Annotated in this window: 28 protein-coding genes; 15 read left to right on the top strand and 13 right to left on the bottom strand. The window is 69.7% G+C overall.

Features of this window, described 5'->3' with window-relative positions:
• Positions 1–7 precede the first annotated feature (7 nt).
• The 5 genes from HOV91_RS18175 to HOV91_RS18155 all read right to left on the bottom strand — a co-directional run bounded on the left by HOV91_RS18175 (position 8) and on the right by HOV91_RS18155 (position 3,924).
• Positions 8–1,513: an FAD-dependent oxidoreductase gene (locus HOV91_RS18175; RefSeq protein ID WP_174186593.1), complete on the bottom strand. Its 1,506-nt coding sequence runs from the start codon at positions 1,511–1,513 to the stop codon at positions 8–10.
• A 52-nt stretch (positions 1,514–1,565) separates the two neighbouring features.
• Positions 1,566–2,501 carry a glycosyltransferase family 9 protein gene (locus tag HOV91_RS18170; RefSeq protein WP_174186592.1) on the bottom strand — a complete coding sequence of 312 codons (936 nt, stop codon included), beginning with the start codon at positions 2,499–2,501 and terminating at the stop codon, positions 1,566–1,568.
• 223 nt (positions 2,502–2,724) lie between these two features.
• A complete protein-coding gene (locus HOV91_RS18165) occupies positions 2,725–3,051 on the bottom strand; it encodes a hypothetical protein (RefSeq protein WP_246350349.1) in 327 nt (108 codons plus the stop codon).
• Positions 3,048–3,506: a hypothetical protein gene (locus HOV91_RS18160; protein ID WP_174186591.1), complete on the bottom strand. Its 459-nt coding sequence runs from the start codon at positions 3,504–3,506 to the stop codon at positions 3,048–3,050. Before HOV91_RS18160 ends, HOV91_RS18165 begins: the two co-directional genes overlap by 4 nt.
• An 82-nt stretch (positions 3,507–3,588) precedes the next feature.
• Complete coding sequence (locus tag HOV91_RS18155; RefSeq protein ID WP_174186590.1) at positions 3,589–3,924, bottom strand: hypothetical protein; 336 nt, start codon at positions 3,922–3,924, stop codon at positions 3,589–3,591.
• A gap of 194 nt (positions 3,925–4,118) precedes the next feature.
• On the opposite strand from HOV91_RS18155, the gene HOV91_RS18150 reads away from it, so the two are divergent.
• Entirely contained in the window at positions 4,119–4,535 is a 417-nt protein-coding gene (locus HOV91_RS18150) for a CBS domain-containing protein (protein ID WP_174186589.1), read from the top strand.
• Between the two features lie 9 nt (positions 4,536–4,544).
• Here the strand turns inward: HOV91_RS18150 and HOV91_RS18145 are convergent, their stop codons facing one another.
• The 3 genes from HOV91_RS18145 to HOV91_RS18135 are packed head-to-tail and all read right to left on the bottom strand — an operon-like array spanning position 4,545 to position 6,103.
• Positions 4,545–5,264 carry a metallophosphoesterase family protein gene (locus HOV91_RS18145; RefSeq protein WP_174186588.1) on the bottom strand — a complete coding sequence of 240 codons (720 nt, stop codon included), beginning with the start codon at positions 5,262–5,264 and terminating at the stop codon, positions 4,545–4,547.
• A gap of 5 nt (positions 5,265–5,269) precedes the next feature.
• A complete protein-coding gene (locus HOV91_RS18140) occupies positions 5,270–5,539 on the bottom strand; it encodes a BON domain-containing protein (RefSeq protein WP_174186587.1) in 270 nt (89 codons plus the stop codon).
• On the bottom strand, positions 5,540–6,103 hold the full coding sequence (locus HOV91_RS18135) for a nucleotidyltransferase family protein (protein ID WP_043725713.1): 564 nt from the start codon (positions 6,101–6,103) through the stop codon (positions 5,540–5,542).
• A gap of 126 nt (positions 6,104–6,229) precedes the next feature.
• Between HOV91_RS18135 and HOV91_RS18130 the strand changes: the two genes are divergently transcribed.
• Together HOV91_RS18130 and HOV91_RS18125 are read left to right on the top strand one after the other, a co-directional pair.
• A complete protein-coding gene (locus HOV91_RS18130) occupies positions 6,230–6,655 on the top strand; it encodes a ChaB family protein (protein ID WP_174186586.1) in 426 nt (141 codons plus the stop codon).
• On the top strand, positions 6,642–7,151 hold the full coding sequence (locus tag HOV91_RS18125) for a DUF6328 family protein (protein ID WP_312884675.1): 510 nt from the start codon (positions 6,642–6,644) through the stop codon (positions 7,149–7,151). The genes HOV91_RS18130 and HOV91_RS18125 overlap by 14 nt, the downstream gene beginning before the upstream one ends.
• Position 7,152: 1 nt before the next feature.
• Here the strand turns inward: HOV91_RS18125 and HOV91_RS18120 are convergent, their stop codons facing one another.
• Positions 7,153–8,364 (bottom strand): glycosyltransferase, encoded by a 1,212-nt coding sequence (locus HOV91_RS18120; protein ID WP_174186585.1) that lies wholly within the window; start codon positions 8,362–8,364, stop codon positions 7,153–7,155.
• A gap of 393 nt (positions 8,365–8,757) precedes the next feature.
• On the opposite strand from HOV91_RS18120, the gene HOV91_RS18115 reads away from it, so the two are divergent.
• The 4 genes from HOV91_RS18115 (at position 8,758) to HOV91_RS18100 (ending at position 11,307) form a co-directional block, all read left to right on the top strand.
• Positions 8,758–9,171, top strand: coding sequence for an STAS domain-containing protein (locus tag HOV91_RS18115; RefSeq protein ID WP_174186584.1), 414 nt, complete (start codon positions 8,758–8,760; stop codon positions 9,169–9,171).
• Between the two features lie 140 nt (positions 9,172–9,311).
• Entirely contained in the window at positions 9,312–9,935 is a 624-nt protein-coding gene (locus HOV91_RS18110) for a PAS and ANTAR domain-containing protein (protein ID WP_174186623.1), read from the top strand.
• Between the two features lie 165 nt (positions 9,936–10,100).
• A complete protein-coding gene (locus tag HOV91_RS18105) occupies positions 10,101–10,532 on the top strand; it encodes an ATP-binding protein (protein WP_174186583.1) in 432 nt (143 codons plus the stop codon).
• The gene (locus HOV91_RS18100; protein WP_174186582.1) at positions 10,522–11,307 is read left to right on the top strand and encodes an RNA polymerase sigma factor SigF; all 786 of its coding nucleotides are present in this window, start codon (positions 10,522–10,524) and stop codon (positions 11,305–11,307) included. Before HOV91_RS18105 ends, HOV91_RS18100 begins: the two co-directional genes overlap by 11 nt.
• A 10-nt stretch (positions 11,308–11,317) precedes the next feature.
• Here HOV91_RS18100 and HOV91_RS18095 read toward each other — a convergent pair whose 3' ends face one another.
• Positions 11,318–11,593, bottom strand: a complete 276-nt coding sequence (locus HOV91_RS18095) for a hypothetical protein (protein WP_174186581.1) — start codon at positions 11,591–11,593, stop codon at positions 11,318–11,320.
• 211 nt (positions 11,594–11,804) lie between these two features.
• Here HOV91_RS18095 and HOV91_RS18090 point away from each other — a divergent pair, with 211 nt between their 5' ends.
• The 7 genes from HOV91_RS18090 (at position 11,805) to thpD (ending at position 17,672) form a co-directional block, all read left to right on the top strand.
• A complete protein-coding gene (locus HOV91_RS18090) occupies positions 11,805–12,152 on the top strand; it encodes a hypothetical protein (protein ID WP_217440668.1) in 348 nt (115 codons plus the stop codon).
• 445 nt (positions 12,153–12,597) lie between these two features.
• A complete protein-coding gene (locus tag HOV91_RS18085; RefSeq protein ID WP_174186580.1) occupies positions 12,598–13,308 on the top strand; it encodes a response regulator transcription factor in 711 nt (236 codons plus the stop codon).
• 55 nt (positions 13,309–13,363) lie between these two features.
• Positions 13,364–14,404 carry a sensor histidine kinase gene (locus HOV91_RS18080; RefSeq protein ID WP_312884674.1) on the top strand — a complete coding sequence of 347 codons (1,041 nt, stop codon included), beginning with the start codon at positions 13,364–13,366 and terminating at the stop codon, positions 14,402–14,404.
• A gap of 82 nt (positions 14,405–14,486) precedes the next feature.
• Positions 14,487–15,089: a diaminobutyrate acetyltransferase gene (ectA, locus tag HOV91_RS18075; RefSeq protein ID WP_174186578.1), complete on the top strand. Its 603-nt coding sequence runs from the start codon at positions 14,487–14,489 to the stop codon at positions 15,087–15,089.
• Entirely contained in the window at positions 15,086–16,363 is a 1,278-nt protein-coding gene (gene ectB / locus HOV91_RS18070; RefSeq protein ID WP_174186577.1) for a diaminobutyrate--2-oxoglutarate transaminase, read from the top strand. Before ectA ends, ectB begins: the two co-directional genes overlap by 4 nt.
• Positions 16,360–16,758 carry an ectoine synthase gene (locus HOV91_RS18065; RefSeq protein WP_174186576.1) on the top strand — a complete coding sequence of 133 codons (399 nt, stop codon included), beginning with the start codon at positions 16,360–16,362 and terminating at the stop codon, positions 16,756–16,758. Before ectB ends, HOV91_RS18065 begins: the two co-directional genes overlap by 4 nt.
• 8 nt (positions 16,759–16,766) lie before the next feature.
• Positions 16,767–17,672, top strand: coding sequence for an ectoine hydroxylase (gene thpD, locus HOV91_RS18060; RefSeq protein ID WP_174186621.1), 906 nt, complete (start codon positions 16,767–16,769; stop codon positions 17,670–17,672).
• Between the two features lie 89 nt (positions 17,673–17,761).
• Here thpD and HOV91_RS18055 read toward each other — a convergent pair whose 3' ends face one another.
• The 3 genes from HOV91_RS18055 to HOV91_RS18045 form a co-directional block, all read right to left on the bottom strand.
• Positions 17,762–18,925 carry an alpha-hydroxy-acid oxidizing protein gene (locus tag HOV91_RS18055; protein WP_312884673.1) on the bottom strand — a complete coding sequence of 388 codons (1,164 nt, stop codon included), beginning with the start codon at positions 18,923–18,925 and terminating at the stop codon, positions 17,762–17,764.
• 67 nt (positions 18,926–18,992) lie between these two features.
• Complete coding sequence (erm, locus tag HOV91_RS18050) at positions 18,993–19,802, bottom strand: 23S ribosomal RNA methyltransferase Erm (protein WP_174186574.1); 810 nt, start codon at positions 19,800–19,802, stop codon at positions 18,993–18,995.
• Between the two features lie 306 nt (positions 19,803–20,108).
• Positions 20,109–20,399, bottom strand: a complete 291-nt coding sequence (locus HOV91_RS18045; protein WP_174186573.1) for an SEL1-like repeat protein — start codon at positions 20,397–20,399, stop codon at positions 20,109–20,111.
• Positions 20,400–22,059: 1,660 nt separating this feature from the next.
• Here HOV91_RS18045 and HOV91_RS18040 point away from each other — a divergent pair.
• Positions 22,060–22,428 (top strand): hypothetical protein, encoded by a 369-nt coding sequence (locus tag HOV91_RS18040; RefSeq protein ID WP_174186572.1) that lies wholly within the window; start codon positions 22,060–22,062, stop codon positions 22,426–22,428.
• Positions 22,429–22,532: the final 104 nt, after the last annotated feature.

The following is a 22,532-nucleotide window of genomic DNA, read 5'->3' as shown; positions in this document are numbered from 1 at the left end:
GGTGCGCTCACTCGGAATCGCGCGGCACCTGCAAGGGGGTGAGCGAACTGGTGGCCGGGCCCTCGAGCAGTGTGCCGTCGGCGGCGAAGCGCGAACCGTGCAGCGGGCAGTCCCAGGTGCGTTCGGCGTCGTTCCAGTTGACGATGCCGTACAGGTGCGGGCATACGGCGGAGACCCGGTTGGTGCTGCCGTCCACCGTGCAGACGGCGGTCGGATGCAGGCCCTCGCGCAGCACCGTGCCGCAGCCTTCGGGCGGAGCGCCGCCGTCGTGGTGCGTCGCGACGCGCAACCAGCCCGCCGAAAGATGCTGCGCCACGGAGCCGTTGGCCTTCGTGACCGCGGGAAGCGCTTTGAGTTCGTCGGTCCGCCAGCTGGCCAGCGCGCCCGCCCAGCGGGGCGGCGCTCCGGTGAGCCGTCCGGCCAGGGCGATGGCCGCGGCGACGCCATTGGTCAGGCCCCACTTGGCGTAGCCGGTGGCCACCTGGATCTCCTGCTGTCCGGGCAGCAGCGGACCCACGTAGGGCAGTTCGGCGACGGGCGAGTAGTCCTGGGCCGACCAGCGGTGCGTCGGCTCGGCGCTGGGGAACCAGGTGCGGGTCCAGCGCACCAGGTCTTCCACCTTCTCGCGGGTCGATCCGCCCCGTCCGACGACGTGGCCGTTGCCCCCGACCAGCAAGAGTTCGCCGTCCGGCCCCTGAGCGCGACGCAGGGAGCGGGTGGGGCTGCCCGCGTTGATGTACATGTCCCGCGGAATCGGCTCGTCCAGGGTGAACGCCGCCAGATAGGAACGTTGCGGGACCAGACGGGCGAAGAACCCGCCGCGGTCGAGGATGGGTATGCCGGTGGCCAGCACCACCCGGCGCGCGCCGAGGTCCCCGTGCTCGGTGGAGACGACGAGATCGCCCTTCGCGCCGTGCTGCACGCCGCGTACCAGGGTGGATTCGTAGATCGGCGCGCCGTGGGCCTCCACATCGGCCGCGAGCGCGGCCAGCAGCGCCATCGGGTCCAGTTGTGCCTGGTCGGCCAGGCGGACCGCGCCGTGCGCGGGGAACGGGACGTCCAGGTCGCTCAGCAGTTCGGTGGGCAGACCCGCCTTCTGGGTGGCGGCGTATTCGGCGCGCACGGCCGACATCTCGTCCTCGCTCTGCGCGTAGGTCAACGCGGCGACGCGATCGACCTCCACGCCGTGCGCGGCGCAGAACCGCAGCAGCCATTCCTGGCCTTCGCGATTGGCCGCCACATAGTCGCGCAGCACGTCGTCGGAATGGTGCCGGGCGATCTGCTGAGCCCGAGTCCCTTGCAGCAGGCTGACTTTGCCGGTGGTGGCGCCGGTCGTCCCCGCTCCCACGCGCCTGCCCTCGACGACGGCCACCTCGACACCGCGTTCGACCAGCAGCAGCGCGGTCACCAGCCCGGTGAGCCCACCGCCGATCACCACCGTGTCGAAGCGCGATCCCGGCGTCAACCGCAACCGCGCCGGGACCTGCGCTTCGTGCAACCATAGGGACGTCATAAGCCCGGCATAGCCGGTCTCGACGGGGTGAAACGCCCTGGCCGCATCCTCGTCACACCCGCACCGCGCGGCTGAGCTGTCGATCCGCTGCGGCGAGCACTTCGGCGGCGCTGATCATCTCCAGCCCCGGCGCGGGAGTGCCGACCGGTGCGTCGCCTACCTGTCCGGCCCAGAGGGCGACGTGTGCCGCACGCTCCGGCGGCGGTCCCCAGATCGCGGGCGAATCAGGGCCGAAGATCAGCACCGACGGGGTGCCGAACGCGGTGGCCAGATGCCCGACACCGGTGTCGCCGCTGAGCACGAGGGCCGCGTCGGCCACTGTCACGGCCAGCTGGCGTAGCGTGAGTTGTCCTGCCAGCACGGTGCTTTCGGGCAATCCGGCCCGTTCGGCGACTTCGCGTGCGAGCGGACGGTCGGTGGCACTGCCGACGACGCGCACCGGGCAGCCCCAGTCGCGCAGGCCGGCCGCCACGGCCGCGAACCGGTCGGCGGGCCAGCGCCGGGCGGGCGCACCGCCTGGATAGACGACGATGTCGCGTCGCTCGCCGGTGCACTCCGCGGGCGGTCTGATGTCCAGTCGCGCCGGGTCGGCGGCGATACCCGCCCATTCCAGCAGTCGGCACCACCGCACGGTCTCGTGCAAGCCGGGCTCCCACCGCGGGCCGGGCAGCTGGGGAAAGTCTTTGTGGCGATGGGTGATCGTCCGCTCCGGATCGGTCGCGACCAGTGCACCGATGCCGTCGGCCGCGCCGCTGTGCAGGTTGACCGCGAAAGTGGGCGGTGGCGCGTTCCAGCGCAGGGCTTCCGCCATCGGGGTGGCGTGCAGGTCGTCGACGCAATCCGCCAAATCGATCACCGGCCGCAGCCAGCCGGGTGCGGCGAGGACGAGCCGGTGGCGCGGCTCGGCCTCGTGTAACGCGCGCAGCGCGGGAATCGCGGTCAGCAGCTCCCGCAGCCCGTGAGCGCGCAGCGCGAGCGTGACAGTCACAGGATGCCTCCAGATTCGGCGCTCGGGGCATGGACCCGCCGCCGGATCGACGTCGTCGGCGGTCCGGGGCGGGTGTGCCACGAAGCTTCGAGGTAGATGCGTCTCGAAGCCCGCCGGTCAGTGCGTCCTCGACGCCGTTGGCGAGGTTCGCGCAGCAGTCCGGCGGTACTCCCACCGGGTTCGGCGCCTGATGACCCTGGCGGGAGCGGTCTTTGCGAGGGCGCTATTTCGGCACGAAGATGCCGGTGAGATCGGCTTTGCGGATCGGGGTGTCCGGGTTGGCCTGGGCCGCGCACATCAGCTTGATCGCCGCGATCGCGGCATCGACGGTCCTGGCGTCGGGTGTCCCGTCGCCTTCGCGTTCCTGTTCGAGGAATTTCTCGGTGGTGACGCGCTGCTTGTCGGCGTCCTGGGCGACGTATTCGTTGCAGGGGGTGTCACCGCCCTTGTTCACGATCTTCTCCGGCTCGTCGCCGCATCCGCCCGCGCACACCGCCAGCGCCGCCAGCACGGCGATGCCCATCCGGCCGGGCCTGCCCGCGCCGCTCATCGGCCGAACCCCGCCAGCGCCGAGGCCAGATCCGGCACGTCGAGCGCCTCGACCGCCTGCTGGCGCACGTCCGGGCAGTTCTGCGTGGTGACGGCGTCGATACTGCCGCGGTCGGTGACGACCACGTCGTTCAGGCCGCCGTTGCGGGCCGCCCAATTGTGCACGGTGCCGTTGAACGTCACCTTGGCCACCGTGGCGCCCTGATCGCGCCAGGTGCCGATATCGGCGCGCATCATGTCGCAGAGCTGCTGCGCGGCCTCCGCGGTGATCTGGTCGGGGTTCGGTACCTGCGCGCTGGTCGGGCTCGGAATGGTGATCGAGACCGTCGCGGGCTCCTGCGTCGCCGCACCCGGATCGCTGTCGTCGTTCGAGCATGCCGTGAGCGCCGAACCCGCCGCCAGCGCGCCCACGAGCAGGGCGAGGCGGCCGAAGGACCGGTTGAGCTGTTTCGTCATTCTCTTCTCCCTCGAAGTCGAGCCGCGTTCTTCCGGCGCAGCGCCCTAGCGCTGCGCCTGCGAGAACGGGCGACCGCCCGATTCAGTGACCGGCGGCGTCGCGCAGCCGTCTGCCTTCGCGAACCTTGATCCGGCGGTGCTCGGCGATGATCACGAAGACGCCCGCGAGGATGCACACCGCGCTGACCACTCCCGCGATCACCGCCCAGCCCTCGAATCCGTATCCGGCGGCGGTGAGCGTGAGCGCGAGGCTCACGATGCCGATCGCGACCAGGATGATCCCCGGCCAGTTGCGCGCGTCCTCGATGGACTCTCCGGCGTGCGTGCGGGAAGTGCGGGTGTCGTCGGGAAATGTGTGGGACCGGTGCTGCTCCCCGGCGCCGGATCCCGCGCTCGACTCGTTCGGTGCTGGCAGCATCGGATGTCCTTTCTCCAGAGCGGCAACGATTTCGATGCGTGGGCGACCCCGGTTCCGGAGCGGGAGACTCGGGCCATCGGGGGCGGCCATAACGGACGGATGCCCGCGTTAACGGATCCGAAACGGGGGTACGACGTGAGCGAGTAGCCCGATCGATGGGCGCTCGTACCGGCGAGAGTCCCAGGAGGACCCCGATGACAACAGCACGGGACATCATGACCCCGAACGTGGAATGCGTCCGGTCCAGCGACACGGTGGTCGCGGCCGCGCAACGAATGGCGGAGCTGAATGTCGGCGCCTTGCCGATCTGCGGTGAGGACGACAAGTTGAAGGGAATGCTCACCGACCGTGACATCGTCGTCAAAGTGATCGCCCAGCGCAAGGACCCGCTCGGGGTGGACGCTGGCGAACTCGGCGGGGAGTTGATCACCGTCGAGGCCGACGACGACGTGCGCAAGGTGATGTCGGTGATGTCGCAGCATCAGGTACGCCGTGTGCCGGTGCTGGAGAACGGCCGGCTGGTCGGCATCATCGCGCAGGCCGACGTCGCGACCACGGTCGAGAACACCCAGTCCGGCAGCACGGTGGAGGCGATCTCCACCGACTTCTGAGCGGCCCGCTCAGACCGCGGCCGGGTGCAGGTCGTAGACCGCGTACGCCGCACGGATCACCGGCTGGGCGACATTGCGCACCCGGATGCCGCCCGGCGTGGTGCCCCGCTCCGCTCCCGCATGCGCGTGACCGTGCAATGCCAAGTCGGCGCCGTGCTCATCGATCGCCTCGCCGAGCAGGTAGGAACCGAGGAACGGGTAGATCTCCCTCGGCTCGCCGTGCAGGGTGTCGCTGATCGGGGAGTAGTGCGTGAGCGCGATGGTGACGTCGGTGTCCAGGCTCGCCAGCGCATCGCCGAGCGCGGCGGCCACGTCCACGGTGTGCGCGGCGAATTCCCGCATGATGGGTTCCCCGAAGACGCTCGCGCATTTGCCCGCGAATCCGCCGCCGAACCCTTTCGCGCCCGCGACCCCGAGCGTGCTCCCGTCGAGGTCGAGCGTCACCGCGGAACCTTCCAGGACGGTGATGCCGTTGTCGTCGAGTACGGTGGCGATCTCCTCGTCGGCGTCGCCGTGGTAGTCGTGATTGCCCAGAACGGCGACGACCGGTATGCCCAAGTCGGCGAACTCCGCCGCGACGACCCTCGCTTCGTCGACGGTGCCGTGGCGCGTCAGGTCGCCCGCGAGTAACAGCACGTCCGCGCGCGTGGGCAGGTCGTGCAGGGCGGGCCGCCACTGCCCTTGCGAATCCACGCCTAGATGTACGTCGCCGACCGCGGCTATCCGCATGCCGCTCAACTCCTTTCGGGTCCGTCCGCTTCCAGCGTCTCGGTGTCGACCGGCGCCGCGGGGCGGGTGACATGGACGTCGTTGTGGATTCGCGCGTGCGGAAGCTGCTCGCGCACCACGGTTTCCATCTGCTGCTTGCGCTGATCGCTGCTGACCTCACCGCCGAGCACCACGACGTCGCCGCGGATCGTCACCTGCACACCGAGTTCGGCGGTGCGGGGATCCTCGGCCAGCGCCCGGCGCAATCGTGCGACGAGGTATTGCGGCTGCTCCATCTACTCCACCTTTCCGGTGCGGGTGATGCCGAGATCGTCGAGCAGGCCCATGAACGCCCGCGCGTAGGGCGAGGCCTTGGTCTGCTCGCGTGCCGACTCCCAGTCCACCTGTTCGCGCAGGTCGCGCGCGATGTGCAGGATCGGGCTCAGGTCGAGGCGGTGCGCGTCGAAGACGAGCATCTTGTCCACCATCAGATCGGTGCCGCTGATCACCGGAGCCTTGGCGGGCCCGATCCGCATCACCGTGGCGCGGTCGAGCAGTTCGTCGGTCACGTCGCGATCGTTGGGACGGTGGATCACGTCGACGAGGATGTCGTCGGCGTAGACCTTGCGCAACCAGTTCTCCGGCGGGTCGCACACCCGCAGGCCCGCGCGGGCCAGTGTCTGGATCGCCCGCGCGCTGTCCTCCGGTTTGACGAAGATGTCGACGTCGTGCTGGGAGGCGGGGCCGCCGCGCGCATAGACCGCGCAGCCGCCCGCCACCGCGAAACGGATGTCGGTCGCGGCCAGTGCGTTCACCGTGCGGGTGAGCGCGTGTAGCAGTTGATCGGTAGTCGCAACCATGCAGCGGTGGTACCCGGCGGACACCGGGTTAATCGGCGTTTCTCCGGGTATGCGACCGGATACCGAAGGCTCGCACGCGTCATCGTACCGGGCTTCCGGACCGTCGGTTCGGGAAAGGAGAGACTCATGCCGAAGACGACAGCACGCGGTGGAGTCGAGAAGTCCGAGTTGCCGAGCACCCTGGCGCGGTCGGAAGAGAAGGCGCAGCGCACCTTCGCCAAGGCGCACGACGCCGCGCTCGAACAGTACGACGGCGACGAGGAGCGCGCCTACCGCGTCGCCTACGCCGCGCTGAAGCACAGCTACGAGCGGGTCGGCGACCATTGGGAACCCAAACCCAGCCGTGGCCCCTCCGACGAACGCGCCGAACAAGGCGGCCCGAACGCCAGGGGAGAGACCGCCGAAGGCGTCGACGCCAACGCTTCGAAGGAGCATCTGCTCGGCATCGCCCGGCGGCTGGCGATCTCCGGGCGATCCCGGATGACCAAGGACGAACTCGTCGAGGCGATCAAGAAGCGCAATCGCCGGGAGGCCGCGCGTGCCCGAGAATGACGACGCCTGGGCGCGCCGCGCGCGAGGGGAGACCGAACTCGAACGGCTGGACCGGAACTGGGGCAGCCTGGTGCAAGAGTTGCGCGTCGTGCAGACCGGTGTGCAGTTCCTGTTCGGGGCGCTGCTGATCCTGCCGTTCCAGGCGTCGTTCGGCACGCTGTCGCCGGGCATGCGGGCGCTGTACCTGGCCACCTTCGCCGCTGTGCTGGGGGCGACGGTGTTCCTGATCGCGCCGGTGTCCTGGCATCGGATCCTGTTCCGCCGTCATCGGCTCGGCAATGTCGTCGCCGCGGCGCATCGGTGCGCGATGGCAGGCGTCGCGCTGCTGGGTCTCGCGTTGATCGGCGCGGTGATCCTCGTGGTTGACTACGTGACAGGGACGCTCGCCGCACTGATATCCGCGGTCCTCACCGTCGCGTTGTTCGTCGCGACATGGCTCGTCGCGCCGTGGCGCTGGCGCAGCGCCTCGGAGGACGCCGCGCCCGACCGGTCCTGACTCACCGGGCCCAGGACACCACCTCGCCCGCCCGGGCCGGAGCGCCGCGGTGGTAGGCGCTGAGCGTCTCGGTCGCCACCCGATCCCACGAATTGCGGCTCGCGGCTCGCTGATAGCCGGCGGCCCCCCACGTCTCGCGCAACGTCGTGTCGGTCAGCAGCGGACGTACTGCCCGTGCGATCGCGTCGGGCTCGGGCGGGGCGACGAATCGGCCGGTGACACCGTCGACCACGGTATCGAGCAGTCCGCCGACCGCCGTGGCCACGACCGGCTTCCCGCACGCCATCGCCTCCAGCGCCACCCGGCCCGACGGCTCGTACCAGGGGGTGCAGAGCACGACGTCGGCGGAGCGGTACAGCCGCGGCAGCATCGGCCGCGTCACCGCGCCGGCCAGTCGAAAGCGTTCGCGCACACCATGATCGGAGGCGATACGGCGCAGCCTGCGGCCTTCGGTGTCGTCTTCGTCGTCGGCGGCGGGTCCGCCCGCGATCACCAGTTCGGTGTCCGGGAGTTCCGGCAGCGCTTTGATGACCGGGTCGAAACCGCTGCGCCGCACCAACTCTCCGGACGCGACCAATCGGTGCGTCGCGTGCCGCTCGGCGGCGGCGCCCTCCGGGGTGAACGTGGTGAGGTCCACCCCGCAGGGCACCATCGAGGTGCGGAAGCGTGGCACACCCATCCTGGCCAGCTCCGCGACCTCTTCGGAGCAGGTCGCCACGACGTGCGCCGCGCGCGTCGCGATGAGCCGCTCGAACCGGATACGCGAGCGCGGGCTCGGGTCGGCGAGACCTTCGCAGCGCCGCTGCACGGTGCCGAGCCCGTGGAAGGTCAGCACCACCGGGATGCCGTGCGCACGTGACGCCAGCTCCGCGGCGAGCCCGGACTTCCAGTAGTGCGCGTGCGCGATGTCCGGTTGCTCGGCGGTCCAGTGCCGCCGCAGGAACGTGCCGAACTCGCCGAGATAGGGCAGGGTCCGATCGGACGGCAGCGGAGCAGGCGGTCCGGCTTGGACGTGCACGACCCGGTAGCCGCCTTCGGCGAACAGTTCGGCGGGGGCGCGCGGACTGGTCCGCCGGGTATACACCGTCACCTCGTGCCCGCGTCGCGCGTACGCCGCGGACAACTCCGCTACGTACCGGCCGCGGCCGCCGCCACCGGCGGGACCTTCTTCGGCGAGTGGGCTGGCGTCCTCGGAAACCATGGCAATCTTCACCGGGTGCTCCGTTCTCCTCGCGGGGCGCCGCGCGGACGCGCGGATCCGCGCGGCTGCCCTACGACCGGCATCGCGTGACGTTCGGGATATATGTTCGGTATATGCCCGGACGTGGCCGGATGAAACCCCACGTCAGAGCTCGGTTTGCCAGCCGAACGGTCGGTTCGTACCGGCGGGCGGGCCCTCCGGCGGCGGTCACGTTCTCCTACCGAACGCTGTCGATAGCGGGTCGGCCGTGCCACACTGTAGGGAGGTTGAGATCACAGCCGACCCCGGTTCGACGCATACGGCGCAGCCGGTCGATGGGACGGCACGGCAACCGATTCGCGTTCGCGCCGCCCTCGCCCCGAAACGCTGCCGAGGACTGGATACCCCCTATCCGGGAGGTTCGACTTGTCTGCCATTTCTCTGCTACGGGAGCACGCGGAGGGCGTGCATCTCAATGGTTCGGGACCAGGACGTCGTCGGGACGGCCGGTTGTGGGCACAGCGGGTGGACCGCCGCCGCGAATGCGTGGTGGTTCGAGTCGAAGGCGAGTTGGACGCCGCCGTGTCGGCCGAGTTCTTCGAGACGGTCGACCGTGCGTTGCAGTCACCGTGTGATGCCGTGGTGATCGATCTGCGGGCCGCGAGGTTCATGAGCCTGCGCGCGGCCGCGCGGCTCGGCGCGCTGCGCAGGGACGGGGTGGGCCGTCCTGATCTGCGAATCGTCGCGGGCGGGTCGGGAGTGGAGCGCGCGCTCGAGGTGACCGGCGTGCGGTCGTTGTTCCCCAGCTACCCGTCCATGCGGACCGCTCTCGACGCCTGAGCGGGGTCGCCGCCGAACCCGCCGGTGTGGCCCGCGCCGATCCGGTCACGCCGCGCGCATCGGCATCGGATACTTCAGCGGTGAGAGATAGTGAGTCGGTACAGCCCGAGGACGCCCTCGCGCTGGACCGAGTGATCGGCATGGGAACGCCGCAGAGCGTAGGCAGTTTCCGATTCTGGTTCGCCGACCAGCGCTGGGAATGGTCGGACGAGGTCGCGTCGATGCACGGCTACGCGCCGGGGACGGTGACGCCGACGACAGAGTTGTTGCTGACACACAAACATCCGGAGGATCGCGACGCGGTGGCCAGCGCCTTGGCGCGGTCGATCGCGGACGCGGAACCTTTCTCCAGCAGGCACCGCATCATCGACACCACGGGCATCGTGCACCACGTGATCCTGGTCGCCGATCGGTTGGCCGACGAGTCCGGCGACGTGGTCGGCACCTCCGGCTACTACATCGACGTGACCGAGACCCTCGAGGAACACCGGCAGGAGACGCTGGACGGCGCTCTGCCCGAGCTCTACGCCGCCAGGGCGGTGATCGAACAGGCCAAGGGCGCGCTCATGCTGGTCTACGGCATCGGCCCCGAACAAGCCTTCCGGGTGCTGAGCTGGCGATCGCAGGAAACCAACGTCAAGCTGCGCACCCTGGCCGCGCGCCTGGTCGCCGATCTGCCCGGACTCGCGGGCATCACGCCCGGTATGCGGACCGAATTCGACCATCTACTGCTCACCGCCCACGAGCGGATCGACGGCCACTGACCCGCGTTTCGATCCGCCCTCGGCGGGTACGTCCTCCGACGAGGAACGCGGCGGCCTTTCTGCTCCACTGTCCGCGGCGTCTGCGGTGTTCCGGTCGCTCAGGGGCGCCCGCAGCGGAATCCAGGCCACAGTGGAGTGCTGCGAGGACAAGGTGGTGATGGGCAAATGGGGGAGTGGACGTACCGATCCTCTACCGAGACGACGACAGTCGGGGTGCGGGTGCCCGCCAGGCTGGAGCAGCTGACCATGCTGCGCGCGCTCGCCGAGACGGTTGCCCTCATCGCCGACTTCGCCTTGGACGAGGTGACCGACATCCGGCTGGCGCTGGACGAGGTGGCCACCTCGCTCATTCTGGACGCGGCCGCCGGTTCGATGCTCGACTGCGAGTTCACCTACGACACCGACAAAATGTTCGTGCACGTGTCGTCGGTCGCGGCCACCGACTCGGTGGTCGGCCAGGCGGGCTTCGGCTGGCACATCGTGCGGACCCTGACCGACTCGATCGCGGCCGCCCAAGGCTCCTACGACAGCGTGCTCGGCGGATATCCGACCGTGATCGATTTCAGCTGGGTGCGGGGTGCCCCGAATGGCGGGTGAGCCGAGGTCGCGGGGGGACAGCTACGACAACATCGAGCCGCTGTTCGAGAAGATCGCCGCGCTGGATTCGGACGATCCGCGCCGCGAGCCGATGCGCCAAGAGCTGATCGAACGCTGTCTGCCCCTGGCCGAGCACATCGCCCGCAAATTCGCCGGGCGCGGTGAGAACTTCGACGACCTGCTGCAAGTCGCACGCCTTGGCTTGGTGCAGGCCGCGGACCGTTTCGACGTGGCGCGCGGGTCGTCGTTCCTGTCCTTCGCGGTGCCAACCATCATGGGTGAGGTCCGGCGGCATTTCCGGGACAACACCTGGGCCGTGCGGGTGCCGCGACGGACGAAGGAGATCCAGCTGAGCATCGGCCCGACCGTCGAGGCGCTGTCGCAGCGACTGGGCCGGATGCCACGAGCCAGGGAGATCGCGGCGGAGCTGGATGTCGACCTGGTCGAGGTGACCCAGGCCCTGATCGCGGGCAACGCCTACCAGTCCTCGTCCATCGACGCGGTGGTCGGCGCGGACACCGAGAGCGCCCCGCAGCCCCTGCTGGACAGCCTCGGGATCGAGGAGTCGTCCTATCACCTGGTCGAAGACGTCATGGCGGTGAAACCGCTGCTCGGCGAGCTTCCCGAGCGCGAGCGCCAGGTGCTGATCATGCGATTCTTCGAGTCGTTGACGCAGAATCAGATCGCCGAGCGGCTGGGCGTCTCCCAGATGCATGTCTCGCGCATTCTGTCCAGGACGTTGAACTCGCTGCGCGAGCAGGCGCTGCGGGACTGAGCCGCGGGCGCTACACCGGATTCGGCGGCGCGGGGTCCGGTGACGGCCCGGGCAGTCCCGGGTCCGGCGTCGGCGGCCGCGGCGCGGGGCCGGGCACCGGCGGCAACGGATGCGGATCAGGTTCCGGCGGAATGGGATTCGGGCCCGGAATAGGGTCGGGCTCGGGAACCGGCGGCACCGGGTCGGGGTCGGGAATGGGCGGCACCGGATCGGGTTCGGGAATGGGCGGCACCGGGTCCGGCTCGGGTGTGGGTGGAACCGGTTGCGTCGCGTCGACGCTGGACATGCGAACTCCTCCTGGTTGTCGGTCGATCGCCGGGCGCTACGTCCGCGGACTCGCGCATCCGGCCGATCATCGGCCGGTTACCCATCGCCCACCGGACGAACCCGGCAGGGCTCGGGCAGCCTACGGTGCGGCCGACCAGTTTGCGGATCACGCCCGCCGGGTAGTCAGACAGGAGCCGGACAACAGATGCCGATGCCTCGAGGAGCTCGTCATGACCGACCAGCGCCGACTACGCACCCGGAATCAACGGTTCGGGCCGGGGGATGCCGGGGCGCCGCCCCGGGCCGAGGGGATTTCCGTCACCAGGAATCACGACGTCATCCGTCGCTGGGCCGAACAGCGCGGCGCCCGGCCCGCCACCGTGCCGGGCAGCGAGTACAACGGACGGCTCGGGGTGCTGCGGTTCGACTTCCCCGGGTACGGCGGCGCCGTGTTGCGCCGGGTGGGGTGGGACGAGTGGTTCGCCACTTTCGACGACCGGGAACTGCGTTTCTGGTACCAGGAGCCGAGTGCCGACCGTCCGCCGAGCAACTTCAACCGCTTGGAGCCGCCGCGATAGCCGGGAGACCGCTGGAAAGGCCGTGAGACCGGTCACCGTCTTCCGCCGCCGACCGGAGCACGCGAACTATGTGACGCAGAGCACGGATTCGTGGTGAGCTTCGTTATCGACCCTGGGGTCGGTGCTGGCGCAGACCAGTTCGGCTCCATGCTCGAAATTTCCCGCTGTACAGCCATTTTCGTGCCGGAGTCCGCCTTCGGCGGGCATGTGCCGTGTCGGAATCCCGAGCGGGGAGACAGCCCCCCGCGCCCTGTCGCGTCGGCCGGGCGTATAGCGTCGAGGGACGAACCAAGGGGCCCGAATCGGTCTGCCGGACGTTTACCGGCTGCGACTCCGGGTACTCCAGGCCGAGCAAGGGTTGCTCGAAAGCGGAAGGTCGCGTCGGTATGGGGATGCGGTTGTCCGCACCGTGACGCGCTTCCGCATGTCTGCAAGGGATAAGGTCTTGAGCGCAAACCTGATGATCGTGGAGGACGACGACCGGGTCCGTGGCGCGTTACGACTCGCCATGGAGGACGAGGGTTACGACGTCGACGAGGCGGAGGAAGCCGAAGACGCGCTCACACATCTGCGCAGCAATGGGGTTCCCGACGTCATGATCGTCGATCTGATGCTCGGTGGCATGGACGGATTCGAGTGTATTCGCGAGATCCGCCGCGACCACGATGTTCCCATCATCGTGGTCAGCGCCCGCGACGACACCCACGACGTGGTGGCCGCGCTGGAGGCAGGCGCCGACGATTTCGTCACCAAGCCGTTCGAGATCAAGGAGATCACCGCCCGCATGCGCGCGGTGCGCAGGCGTTCCCGCCCTGCCGCGGAACGGGAGTCGCCCCAGGAGATACTGCTCGAGGCCGATGACACGGCGCCGCTGGTGCTCGCCCCGGACAGCGGCGTCGTTCGCCGCGGGGACGAGGAGATCCGGCTCACGCTCACCGAGTTCCGCTTGCTGTGTGAACTGGCCGAATCGCCGGGGCGGGTGCTCAGCCGTACCGTGCTGCTCGAAAGAGTCTGGGATCGTGGGTTTTTCGGCGACGAGCGCATCGTGGACGTGCACATGCGCCGGTTGCGCACGAAGATCGAACGGGATCCGTCCGATCCGCGCGTCGTGGTGACGGTGCGGGGGCTCGGCTACCGCCTCGATGTCCGGCGCTGAGCGCTGCCTCGACGCCCCCCGCTGGAGTCCGAACGCCTGGAGTCTGCGTGCCCGCGTGACGGCCGTCTTCGCGACGATCGCCGCGCTGATGTCGCTGGTTCTGGTCGTCTCGGTGTTCGTGATCAGCCGCAGCTACCTGGAGGCGCAACGAGCGAACGCGGGCACCGAGTCGCCCGCCGATCTCGACGCCGATCTCGATCTGCTGCGCAACGTGCTGATCGGCTGCGCGCTCGTGGTCACCCTGATCGGCGCGGCGGTCGGCTGGTGGGCGAGCAGGCGGGTGCTCACCCCGCTGCACCAGCTCGCCGGCGCCGCCGCGCGGATCGCCTCCGGCGACCTCGGCCTGCGGCTGCCCGCCACCGGTGACCAGGACCTCGCCATCACCGTCGAATCGTTCAACACCATGGTGGACTCGCTGCAACGCCGCATCGAGCGCGAACACCGGCTCTTCGGTGACGTCAGCCACGAGCTGCGCACCCCGCTGACCACCCTGATGGCCGGCGTGGGCGTGCTCAACCGGCATCGCGCTGATCTGCCGGAACGTTCGCAGCGGGCGCTGGGCCTGGTCACCGCCGAGGTGGAGCACCTGCGCAAGCTGCTGGACGATCTCCTCGCGCTGGCGCGGGTGGAGGCGGGGATGCACCACGGCGACGCCGAGCCGCTATCGGTGCGCGACCTGCTGGTGCACACCCTGGCCGACCGGCGCTATCCGGGCGAGCTGCTCACGGTGGTACAGGACGTCACCGTGCGCGGGCGCAAGGTGGAGCTGGAACGTGCGGTGGCCAATCTGCTGCACAACGCCGACCGGCACGGCGGCGGAGTGGTCGCGGTCACCGTCGACCGCGACGGCACCGACGCGGTGCTCACCGTTGACGACGCGGGTCCCGGCGTGGCGCCCGCGGACCGGAGCCGGATCTTCGAACGATTCGCGACCGCCCGCAGCGGCCGCCGCTCGCCCGACGGGACGGGCATCGGCCTGGCGTTGGTCGCCGAGACGGTCGCCACGCACGGCGGCCGCGTGGACTGCACCGACCGGCCGGGCGGGGGCGCGCGATTCGTCGTGCGGTTGCCCCGGCTCGGCGACACACATCCGTAATACGACCGTAAAGAAGTCGACTGGTCGACCTCAAAGTCGCTTCGTAAGCCTGGATAAGTACTGCTGACCGACGAGGAGTTGTATGTCTGTGCCAACCCTGTCCCCAGCGGAGATCGAGCGATCGCGCGTCGACAACGCCGCGGCCGCCCTGGGAGTCACCCCGAACCGGAAAGACACCGGGCGGGCCGTGGTCCTGCGCACGCCCCGGTTGGGCGACGGCGCTCCGATGTGGCGAATCGCCAAGGATTCCGCGGTGCTCGACGTCAATTCGAGCTACGCGTACCTGATGTGGTGCCGGGATTTCGCCGGGACATCGGTGGTCGCCGAAGTGGACGGCCGCGTCGTGGGATACGTGATCGGCTTCGTCCGCCCGCAGGCCCCCGACACCGTCTTCGTCTGGCAGATCGCGGTGGATCGTGCGCAGCGTGGCCGCGGCATCGCCGCCGAGCTGCTGCACACCCTGCTCAACAGTGTTGCCGCGCAGGGCGTCTCGGTGCTCGAGACGACGATCTCGCCGGACAACGCCGCTTCCGTCGCGCTGTTCACGTCGGTGGCGAAGGAGCGGGACGCGGAACTGACCAAGCGCCCCTTGTTCGACGCCGGAGTCTTCCCCGACGACCACGCACCCGAAGACCTGTATCGCATCGCCCCGACCGCCCGCCCCACCGAGGAGGATCACCGATGATCAACACCGACACCACCGTTTTCGAGAGCCTGGAGTCGAACGTGCGCGGTTACTGCCGCGCCTGGCCCACCGTGTTCACCACCGCGAAGGGCAGCTGGCTGCGCGACGAGGAAGGCAAGGACTACCTGGACTTCTTCGCGGGCGCGGGCGCGCTGAACTACGGCCACAACAACGACGTGCTCAAGCGCTCGCTGCTGGACTACATCGCCGGCGACGGCATCACCCACGGGTTGGACATGTCCACCGCGGCCAAGCGGGACCTGCTGGAGGCGTTGCGCGACACCCTCTTCACCCCGCGCGGCCTGGACTACAAGGTCCAGTTCCCCGGCCCCACCGGCGCCAACGCGGTCGAGGCCGCGCTGAAGCTGGCGCGCAAGATCACCGGCCGGGAGACGATCGTCAGCTTCACCAACGCCTTCCACGGCATGACCCTGGGCGCGCTGTCGGTGACCGGTAACGCGGCCAAGCGCGCGGGCGCCGGTGTGCCGCTGGTGCACGCCGCGCACATGCCCTACGACGGCTATTTCGACGGCACCACCGCGGACTTCCAGTGGATGGAGAAGGTGCTCGACGACACTTCCTCCGGCTTCGACCGCCCCGCCGCGGTGATCGTGGAGACCGTGCAGGGCGAAGGCGGCGTCAACGTCGCCCGCGCGGAGTGGCTGCGCCACCTCGCAGGCCTGTGCGCGGAGCGGGAGATCCTGCTGATCGTGGACGACGTCCAGATGGGCTGCGGCCGCACCGGACCGTTCTTCTCCTTCGAGGTCGCGGGCATCACACCCGACATCGTGACGCTGTCGAAGTCGATCGGCGGCTACGGGCTGCCGATGGCGCTGGTGCTGTTCAAGCCCGAGCTGGACGAATGGTCGCCGGGTGAGCACAACGGCACCTTCCGCGGCAACAACCCCGCGTTCGTCACCGCGACGACCGCGTTGCGCCACTACTGGTCCGACGACGCGCTGCAGACCGCGACCCAGACCAAGGGTGAGAAGATCGCGCGCACCCTGGGTGAGCTGGCCGGGTACTTCCCCGGGATCGCCACCCGTGGACGCGGCCTGGTGCACGGCGTCGTGTTCGACGACCCCTCGCAGGCGGGCAAGGTCTGCCAGATCGCCTTCGAGCGCGGCCTGCTGGTGGAGACCTCCGGTTCCACCGACGAGGTCGTGAAGCTGCTGCCGCCGCTGACGGTCACCGAGCAGGAACTCGACCAGGGCCTGCACATCCTCTCCGGCGCCGTGGAGTCGGTGTGCGGCGGCATGGGGGCGGTCGCATGATCGTGCGCACGACCGCGGAGATCACCGGCACCGAGCGTGACGTGGCGGGCGAGGGCTGGCGCAGCAAGCGCATCGTCCTCGGTGGCGACGGCGTCGGTTTCTCCTTTCACGAGACCACCATCGACGCGGGGACGGTGCACGAGTTCCACTACGTGCACCACGTGGAAGCCGTGTGGCTCATCGAAGGCTCGGGCACCCTCACCGATCTGGACAACGGCGTCACCTACGAGCTCGCACCCGGCTCGATGTACCTGCTCGACGGACATGAACGGCACCGCTTGGAGGTGCGCACCACGATGCGGATGATGTGCGTGTTCAATCCGCCGGTGACCGGGCAGGAGGTTCACGACAGCGACGGCGTCTACCCGCTGGTCGCCGCGACGATCGGAAGTTGAGCACACCAATGGTTCTGCAGGACACCGAAACCCGGCCCGAGACGGCTCGCTACGATCGCTACCCGACCCGTCTCGGCGCGCCCGCTCCGCACCTGGAGCGTGCCGATCCCGCGGTGTGGGGAGAGGTCGAGAGCCCGGAACTCGCCTCGTTCGACGCCGACGGGTTCGCCATCCTCGACCAGTTGCTCGCCCCCGACGAAGTGGCCGAGTTCAGCGGCGAGATCAGCAGGCTCGCGAACGATCCGGCCCTGCGCGATGACGACCGGGTCATCGTGGAGAAGTCGTCGAACCGGGTGCGCTCGGTCTTCGAAGTGCACAAGCTGAGCGAGGCGATCGCCGATCTGGTGCGTCAGCCGCGGGTGCTCCAGCTTGCCGAGCAGGTGCTGGGGTCGCCGGTGTACGTGCATCAGAGCCGGGTGAACTACATGCCCGGTTTCCGCGGCACCGGTTTCTACTGGCACTCCGATTTCGAGACCTGGCACGCCGAGGACGGTATGCCCGCGCCGCGTGCGGTGAGCCTGTCGATCGCGCTGACCGACAATTACCCGATCAACGGCAGCCTGATGGTGATGCCCGGCTCGCACCACACCTTCGTGCCGTGCCTGGGCAGCACCCCGGCCGAGCATTATCGGGAGTCGTTGCAGGAGCAGGAGATCGGCGTGCCGACGACCGACGACATCACCGCGCTGGCGAACCGCTACGGGATCAGTCAGTTCACCGGCCGGGCGGGCTCGGCGCTGCTGTTCGATTCCAATCTGATGCACGGGTCGTCGAACAACATCACGCCGTTCCCGCGGTCGAACATCTTCGTGGTGTTCAACAGCGTGCACAACACGCTGGTCGAGCCGTTCGCCGCGCCCGCGCCGCGACCGGGCTACATCGGCAGCCGCGACTTCACGCCGCTGTCGGTCTGATCGAGAGCCGCCCCGCGCGTGCGGCCCGCCCAGCCGGTGGGCCGCACGCGCGGGGCGTTTCGCATGGGCGCGAGTACGCGCGTGCCGACTCAGGAGACGCGCCGGATCGCCTCCGGAGTGAGGTCGGCGATCGTCGGATACCCGTCCACCGCCATGAGCAGGTCGGCCTCGGCCAGCAGCGAGCGCAGCACGTGCACGAGGCCGTCCACCCCGCCGAGGGCGAGTCCGTACGGGTAGGGGCGGCCGATGCCGACGGCCGTCGCGCCGAGCGCCAGCGCTTTGACGATGTCGGCGCCGGTGCGGACGCCGGAGTCGAACAGCACCGGCAGTCCGTCGGCGGCCGCCGCCACTTCCGGCAGATGCTCGATCGCCGGGATGCCGCCGTTGGCCTGCCTGCCGCCGTGATTCGAGCAGTAGATGCCGTCCACGCCCGCGTCTACGGCCCGCCGGGCGTCGTCGGGATGACAGATGCCCTTGAGCACCAGCGGCAGGTCGGTCATCGACCGCAGCCAGGTCAGGTCCTCCCAGGTCAACGGGTTGCCGAACAGTGAGATCCAGGTCAAGATGGCGGTTTTCGGGTCCTGTTCGGGCGGGCTGGGCAGCAGGGCGCGGAACACCGGATCGCTGAAGTAGTTGGCCAGGCAGTGCCCGCGCAGCTGCGGGAAGTTGGACACCGCCAGATCGCGCGGGCGCCAGCCGGGCACCCAGGTGTCCAGGGTGACCACGATGGCCTCGAAACCCGCGGCTTCCGCCCGGCGGACCAGGCTTTGGGCGAGGTCGCGATCGGTCGGGGTGTAGAGCTGGAACATGCCCGGGGTGTCGCCGAACTGGGCGGCCACCTCCTCCAGCGGATCGACGGTGAGGGTGGAGGCGACCATCGGCACGCCGGTGCGCGCCGCGGCCCGCGCGGTGGCGATATCGCCGTGCCCGTCCTGGGCGCACAGTCCGATCACGCCCACCGGGGCCAGGAAGATCGGTGTCGGCAGCGTCATCCCGAACAGCTCGATCGAGAGGTCGCGCGTCTTGCTCGCGCGCAGCATGCGAGGCACCAAGCCCAGCTTCTCGAAAGCCGTCACATTGGCCCGCTGGGTCAGTTCGTCGCCCGCGCCACCTGCCACGTACGACCAGATGCCCGGTGGCAGTGCCGCCCGCGCCTTCGCCTCCAATTCGGCGTAGGTCATCGGAAGCTCGGGCAGCACACCCCCGAGTCCTTGGAAGTAGATCTCGTTCTGGTAGTCGCCGAAGTTGGTCACGCCACTCCTGTCCTCGTCTCGATGCATGAATGTATCCGATACGTTTCTGTAGCGATCGCGATTCCGGTCAGGCGCGCAGCGCGCGGTAGAGGGTCAACCAGCGATCCGGGGAGACCAGCCCGACCGGCCGGTCGAGCGGTATCCCGGCCGCTTCGCAGGCGCTGTGCACGGAGTGGGCCGGGAACTCTCGACGCAACGACGCCGCGACGCTGCCCCCGACGCCGGAGAAACCCAGTTCGACCACTCGGCGGTAGTCCCCGAATCGCTCACGCGGCAGCAGCGGAACGGGCCGGTTGCGTATCCGCAGGACGGCGGCGTCGACCTGGGGCACCGGATGGAAACTGTGCTTGCCGACACGCGCGCCGATTTCGATCGCCGTCGTGGGCCAGTGGCCGACGGTGAGCTTGGTCCACCGGCCGTAGGCGCCGGAGTGCTTGCGGGCGAACTCGAGCTGGGTGAGCAGGGTCGCCGAGGTGAGCTGTGGCGCGGCCAGGCACCAGCGCACGATGTCGGTCGTGATGGCGAACGGCACGTTGGCCACGACCGCGAACGGCTCGCGTGGCGGACGCACGGTGCGGAAGTCTTGATGGTACAAGCGGATTCCCGGATCGTCGGCGTATCGGCGGCGCAGCAGGGTCGCGTAGTGCCGGTCCTTCTCATAGGCGCGCACCCGGCCGGCCGCGCCGAGCAGCTGCCTGGTCAGCATGCCGTCACCGGGGCCGATCTCGAGGACGAGGTCGTCGGCGGTGACGCCGGAGGCGCGCACGATCAACCGGGCGGCGCGGGCATCGGTGAGGAAGTTCTGCGACAGTCGTTTACGCGTGGGCGCGGCGTGGCCTTCGCCGCGGGCATGCGAAAGAGAACGTCGACGGGACATGGGTGTCCTCCGAACGGAGTGGTCGAATCAGGAAGAGTGATTCGCCCGGACCCATGCCAGGGCACGAGGAGTCCAGCGGCCGCTATCGGCCGCCGACGTGGATTCCGATCGAACGGATCAGCGGATCGGAGCGTTACGGTGCGCCGGCAGAGCCCGAGCCTCCGTACGCAGCCGGATGTAGTACGCGCCGACCGCGTACCCTCCGTTCACACCAGGACTGCCACACATGCCCCGCAACCTACGACATCCGCGCATTCGGATGCCAGTTCTTTTCGGGACGGGTGCGCCGATACCCCGCCGAGGGGCTCAGCGCGACGTCGACTGACCGACCACGTCCGGGTCCTGCTGCTCCGCGGCGTAGGTCCGCCAGGACTTGGCCTCCGCGTGCTTGCCCAGCTGATCGAGCAGATCGGCCAGCTCCGCGATGGCGCGAGGTTCGCGACGGTCGGCGGCGGTGCGCCACCAGGATTCGGCTCCCATGGGATCACCGCGCCGCAGTCGCACCATGCCGAGTTCGTACGCGGCGCCCGCGTGCCCCGCCTCGGACGCCTGGGCCCAGAGGCCGCACGCCTGTTCTTCCTCACCGCGGCGGTACATCGCGACGCCGAGGTCGTAGAGCGCGCCGCGGTAGCCGGGGTCGCCCGATTGCCCCGACTTGCTCGCGCGTGGCGAGGCATCGGCCGTCGCGACGGGCTCTCTGAGCCTGTCCGGTGCCGGAGCGGTGTCGGGAACTCGGGTGATCGGCGCGGGATGAGTGTTCGTGCGCTGTGAGCCGGGTGCGTCGACGGGGCCATCGGGCGCGTGACCGGGTGAGATCGCGGGCCCAAGCGTGCGATACGGCTCCGGCGGCAGCGGGCCGGATGCGGTCTCTGCTGTGTCCTGGGTGTGCGTGCCCGCCGGGTCGAAAGCGCGGAAGGAGTCGGCGGGGAGCGAAGGGCTCGTGGCAGGCGGGTTGGCACCGGTGTGCGGACCAGCAGCGGTCGGAGCTGGTGCGGAGCCGGGAATGACCAGGGCGGGATGCGCTGGTGCCGGGTCTGGATCGCGTGGCGCAGTGTGCGTCGGAGCCAGGTGCTGCGAGCCTATGGGGTCGAAAGCGCGGTAGGAGTCCGCGGGTGGACTGGGGTTCGTGGCTCGCGAGTTCGAGCCGGTGTGCGGACCATCGGCGATGGGACGGGCAGCCGCGAAAGGTGGAGCCCCGTGCGATTCTGCGGGAGGAGCGGAGGCGGGCGGCGCGGCCTGCGCCACGCCGTCGACAGCGCGAGACCGGTCCGCTGTGGGCCGGGCGAGTGCGGAGTCCGCGAAGGTCGTAGCGGGAGTTTCTGCAGCTGTGCCAGGGGCGCTCGGCAACGTCGGTGCCGGGGCTGGGGTGCGCGCTCCTGCGGGGTCGAACGCGCGGTACGAGTCTCCCGTGGCCCGGGGGTCCGTGGCGAGTGGGCCGGAACCGGTGTGCGGACCATCGGCGGCTGGTCGGCCGGTGGTGAAGTCCGGGAAGACCGGGGCGAGCGGTGAATCCGCTGGCTGCGGGCCGGAAGGTGGCAACGCTTGTCGCGGTGCTGGGGTATCGGCGACCGTGGGATCGAACGCGCGGAATGAGTCTCCGGTGGTCCGAAGGTCCGCTGCGACTGGGCCTGAGTCGGTGTGCGGATCGTTCGGTGCGGGTGGGGTGGTGGTGGAGTCCGGGAAGACCGGCGCGGGCGGTGAATTCGCTGGCCGCGGGCCAGAAGGTGGCAACGTGTGTTGCGGTGCTGGGGTGTGGGTGACCGAGGGGTCGAAGGCGCGGAATGAGTCTCCGGTGGTCCGAAGGTTCGCGGCGAGTGGGCCTGAGCCGGTGTGCGGATCGTTCGGTGCGGGTCGGGTGGTCGGGGAGGGCGGCACTCCCGGTCCAGACGGCGGGTTGCCGATCAGCAGGCCGGCAGCGTGGCGTGCCGGGTCTGCGGGGGGATGCGTATGCGCGACCGGAGGGCCGAAGGCGCCGTAGGAGTCCCCGGTGGATCTACCGCTCTCGCCCCGGGAATCGTGCGCAGAGCGCGCAGGTGAGTCGGTCCGCGGGCGCGGGACCAGCGAGCCGGGCGCCGGGTTCGCGGCCTCTGGTTTCGGCGGGGTGGCGGCGAGTGGTGCGCTGTCCATGACGTCCGCGACCGACGATCCATTCGATCGGCTCGCCGTGGGCTGCCCATGGTCCGGCGGTGCGTCCGGAGCTAGCGCCGACGAAGAATCGGGGGTTGGCGAAGCGGATCGTCCAGGGCGGGACGACTGCATGTTCGCGAAGAGGCTGCCCGCGCCCCGGACCTGGCTGCTCTCTGGCGCTTGCCCGTTCGCGGGCCGATGCCCGTTCCCCGCCACCGGCGGCTCGGGGGCGAGCGGCTCGATCCGGGCTGCCGGTCCGGTCGGGGCGGGCGCGGCGTCGATACGGGGAACCGGCATGGTGGGCGCGGTGGGCGGACCTGACGAAAAGGTGGGCGAGGCCATCCCGATCGGGGTAGCGGGCGCCGCCGGTTTCACCGCGACGGTCGAGGCGGCGGTGGAGACCTCCACGACCAGGTTCGCGAAATTCGGCGGCCCCTCGCCGATGCTGCACCACAGGACGACGCGACCATTGGGCCGGTGCTCCACTACGATGCCGTAATTCCCCGACCAGGACTTCTGCGTGCCGAATTCGTCCACCCAGACCGGGGTCAGGGTCACCAGGGTCGCCGACGCGGTAGGCGTGACGTCGAAGCTGACGCCGGC

This window comes from Nocardia barduliensis (genome assembly GCF_013315795.1).
Classification (GTDB): domain Bacteria; phylum Actinomycetota; class Actinomycetes; order Mycobacteriales; family Mycobacteriaceae; genus Nocardia; species Nocardia barduliensis.
The sequence above is the reverse complement of the archived record's forward strand: the minus strand, read 5'-3'. Positions and strand labels throughout refer to the sequence as shown.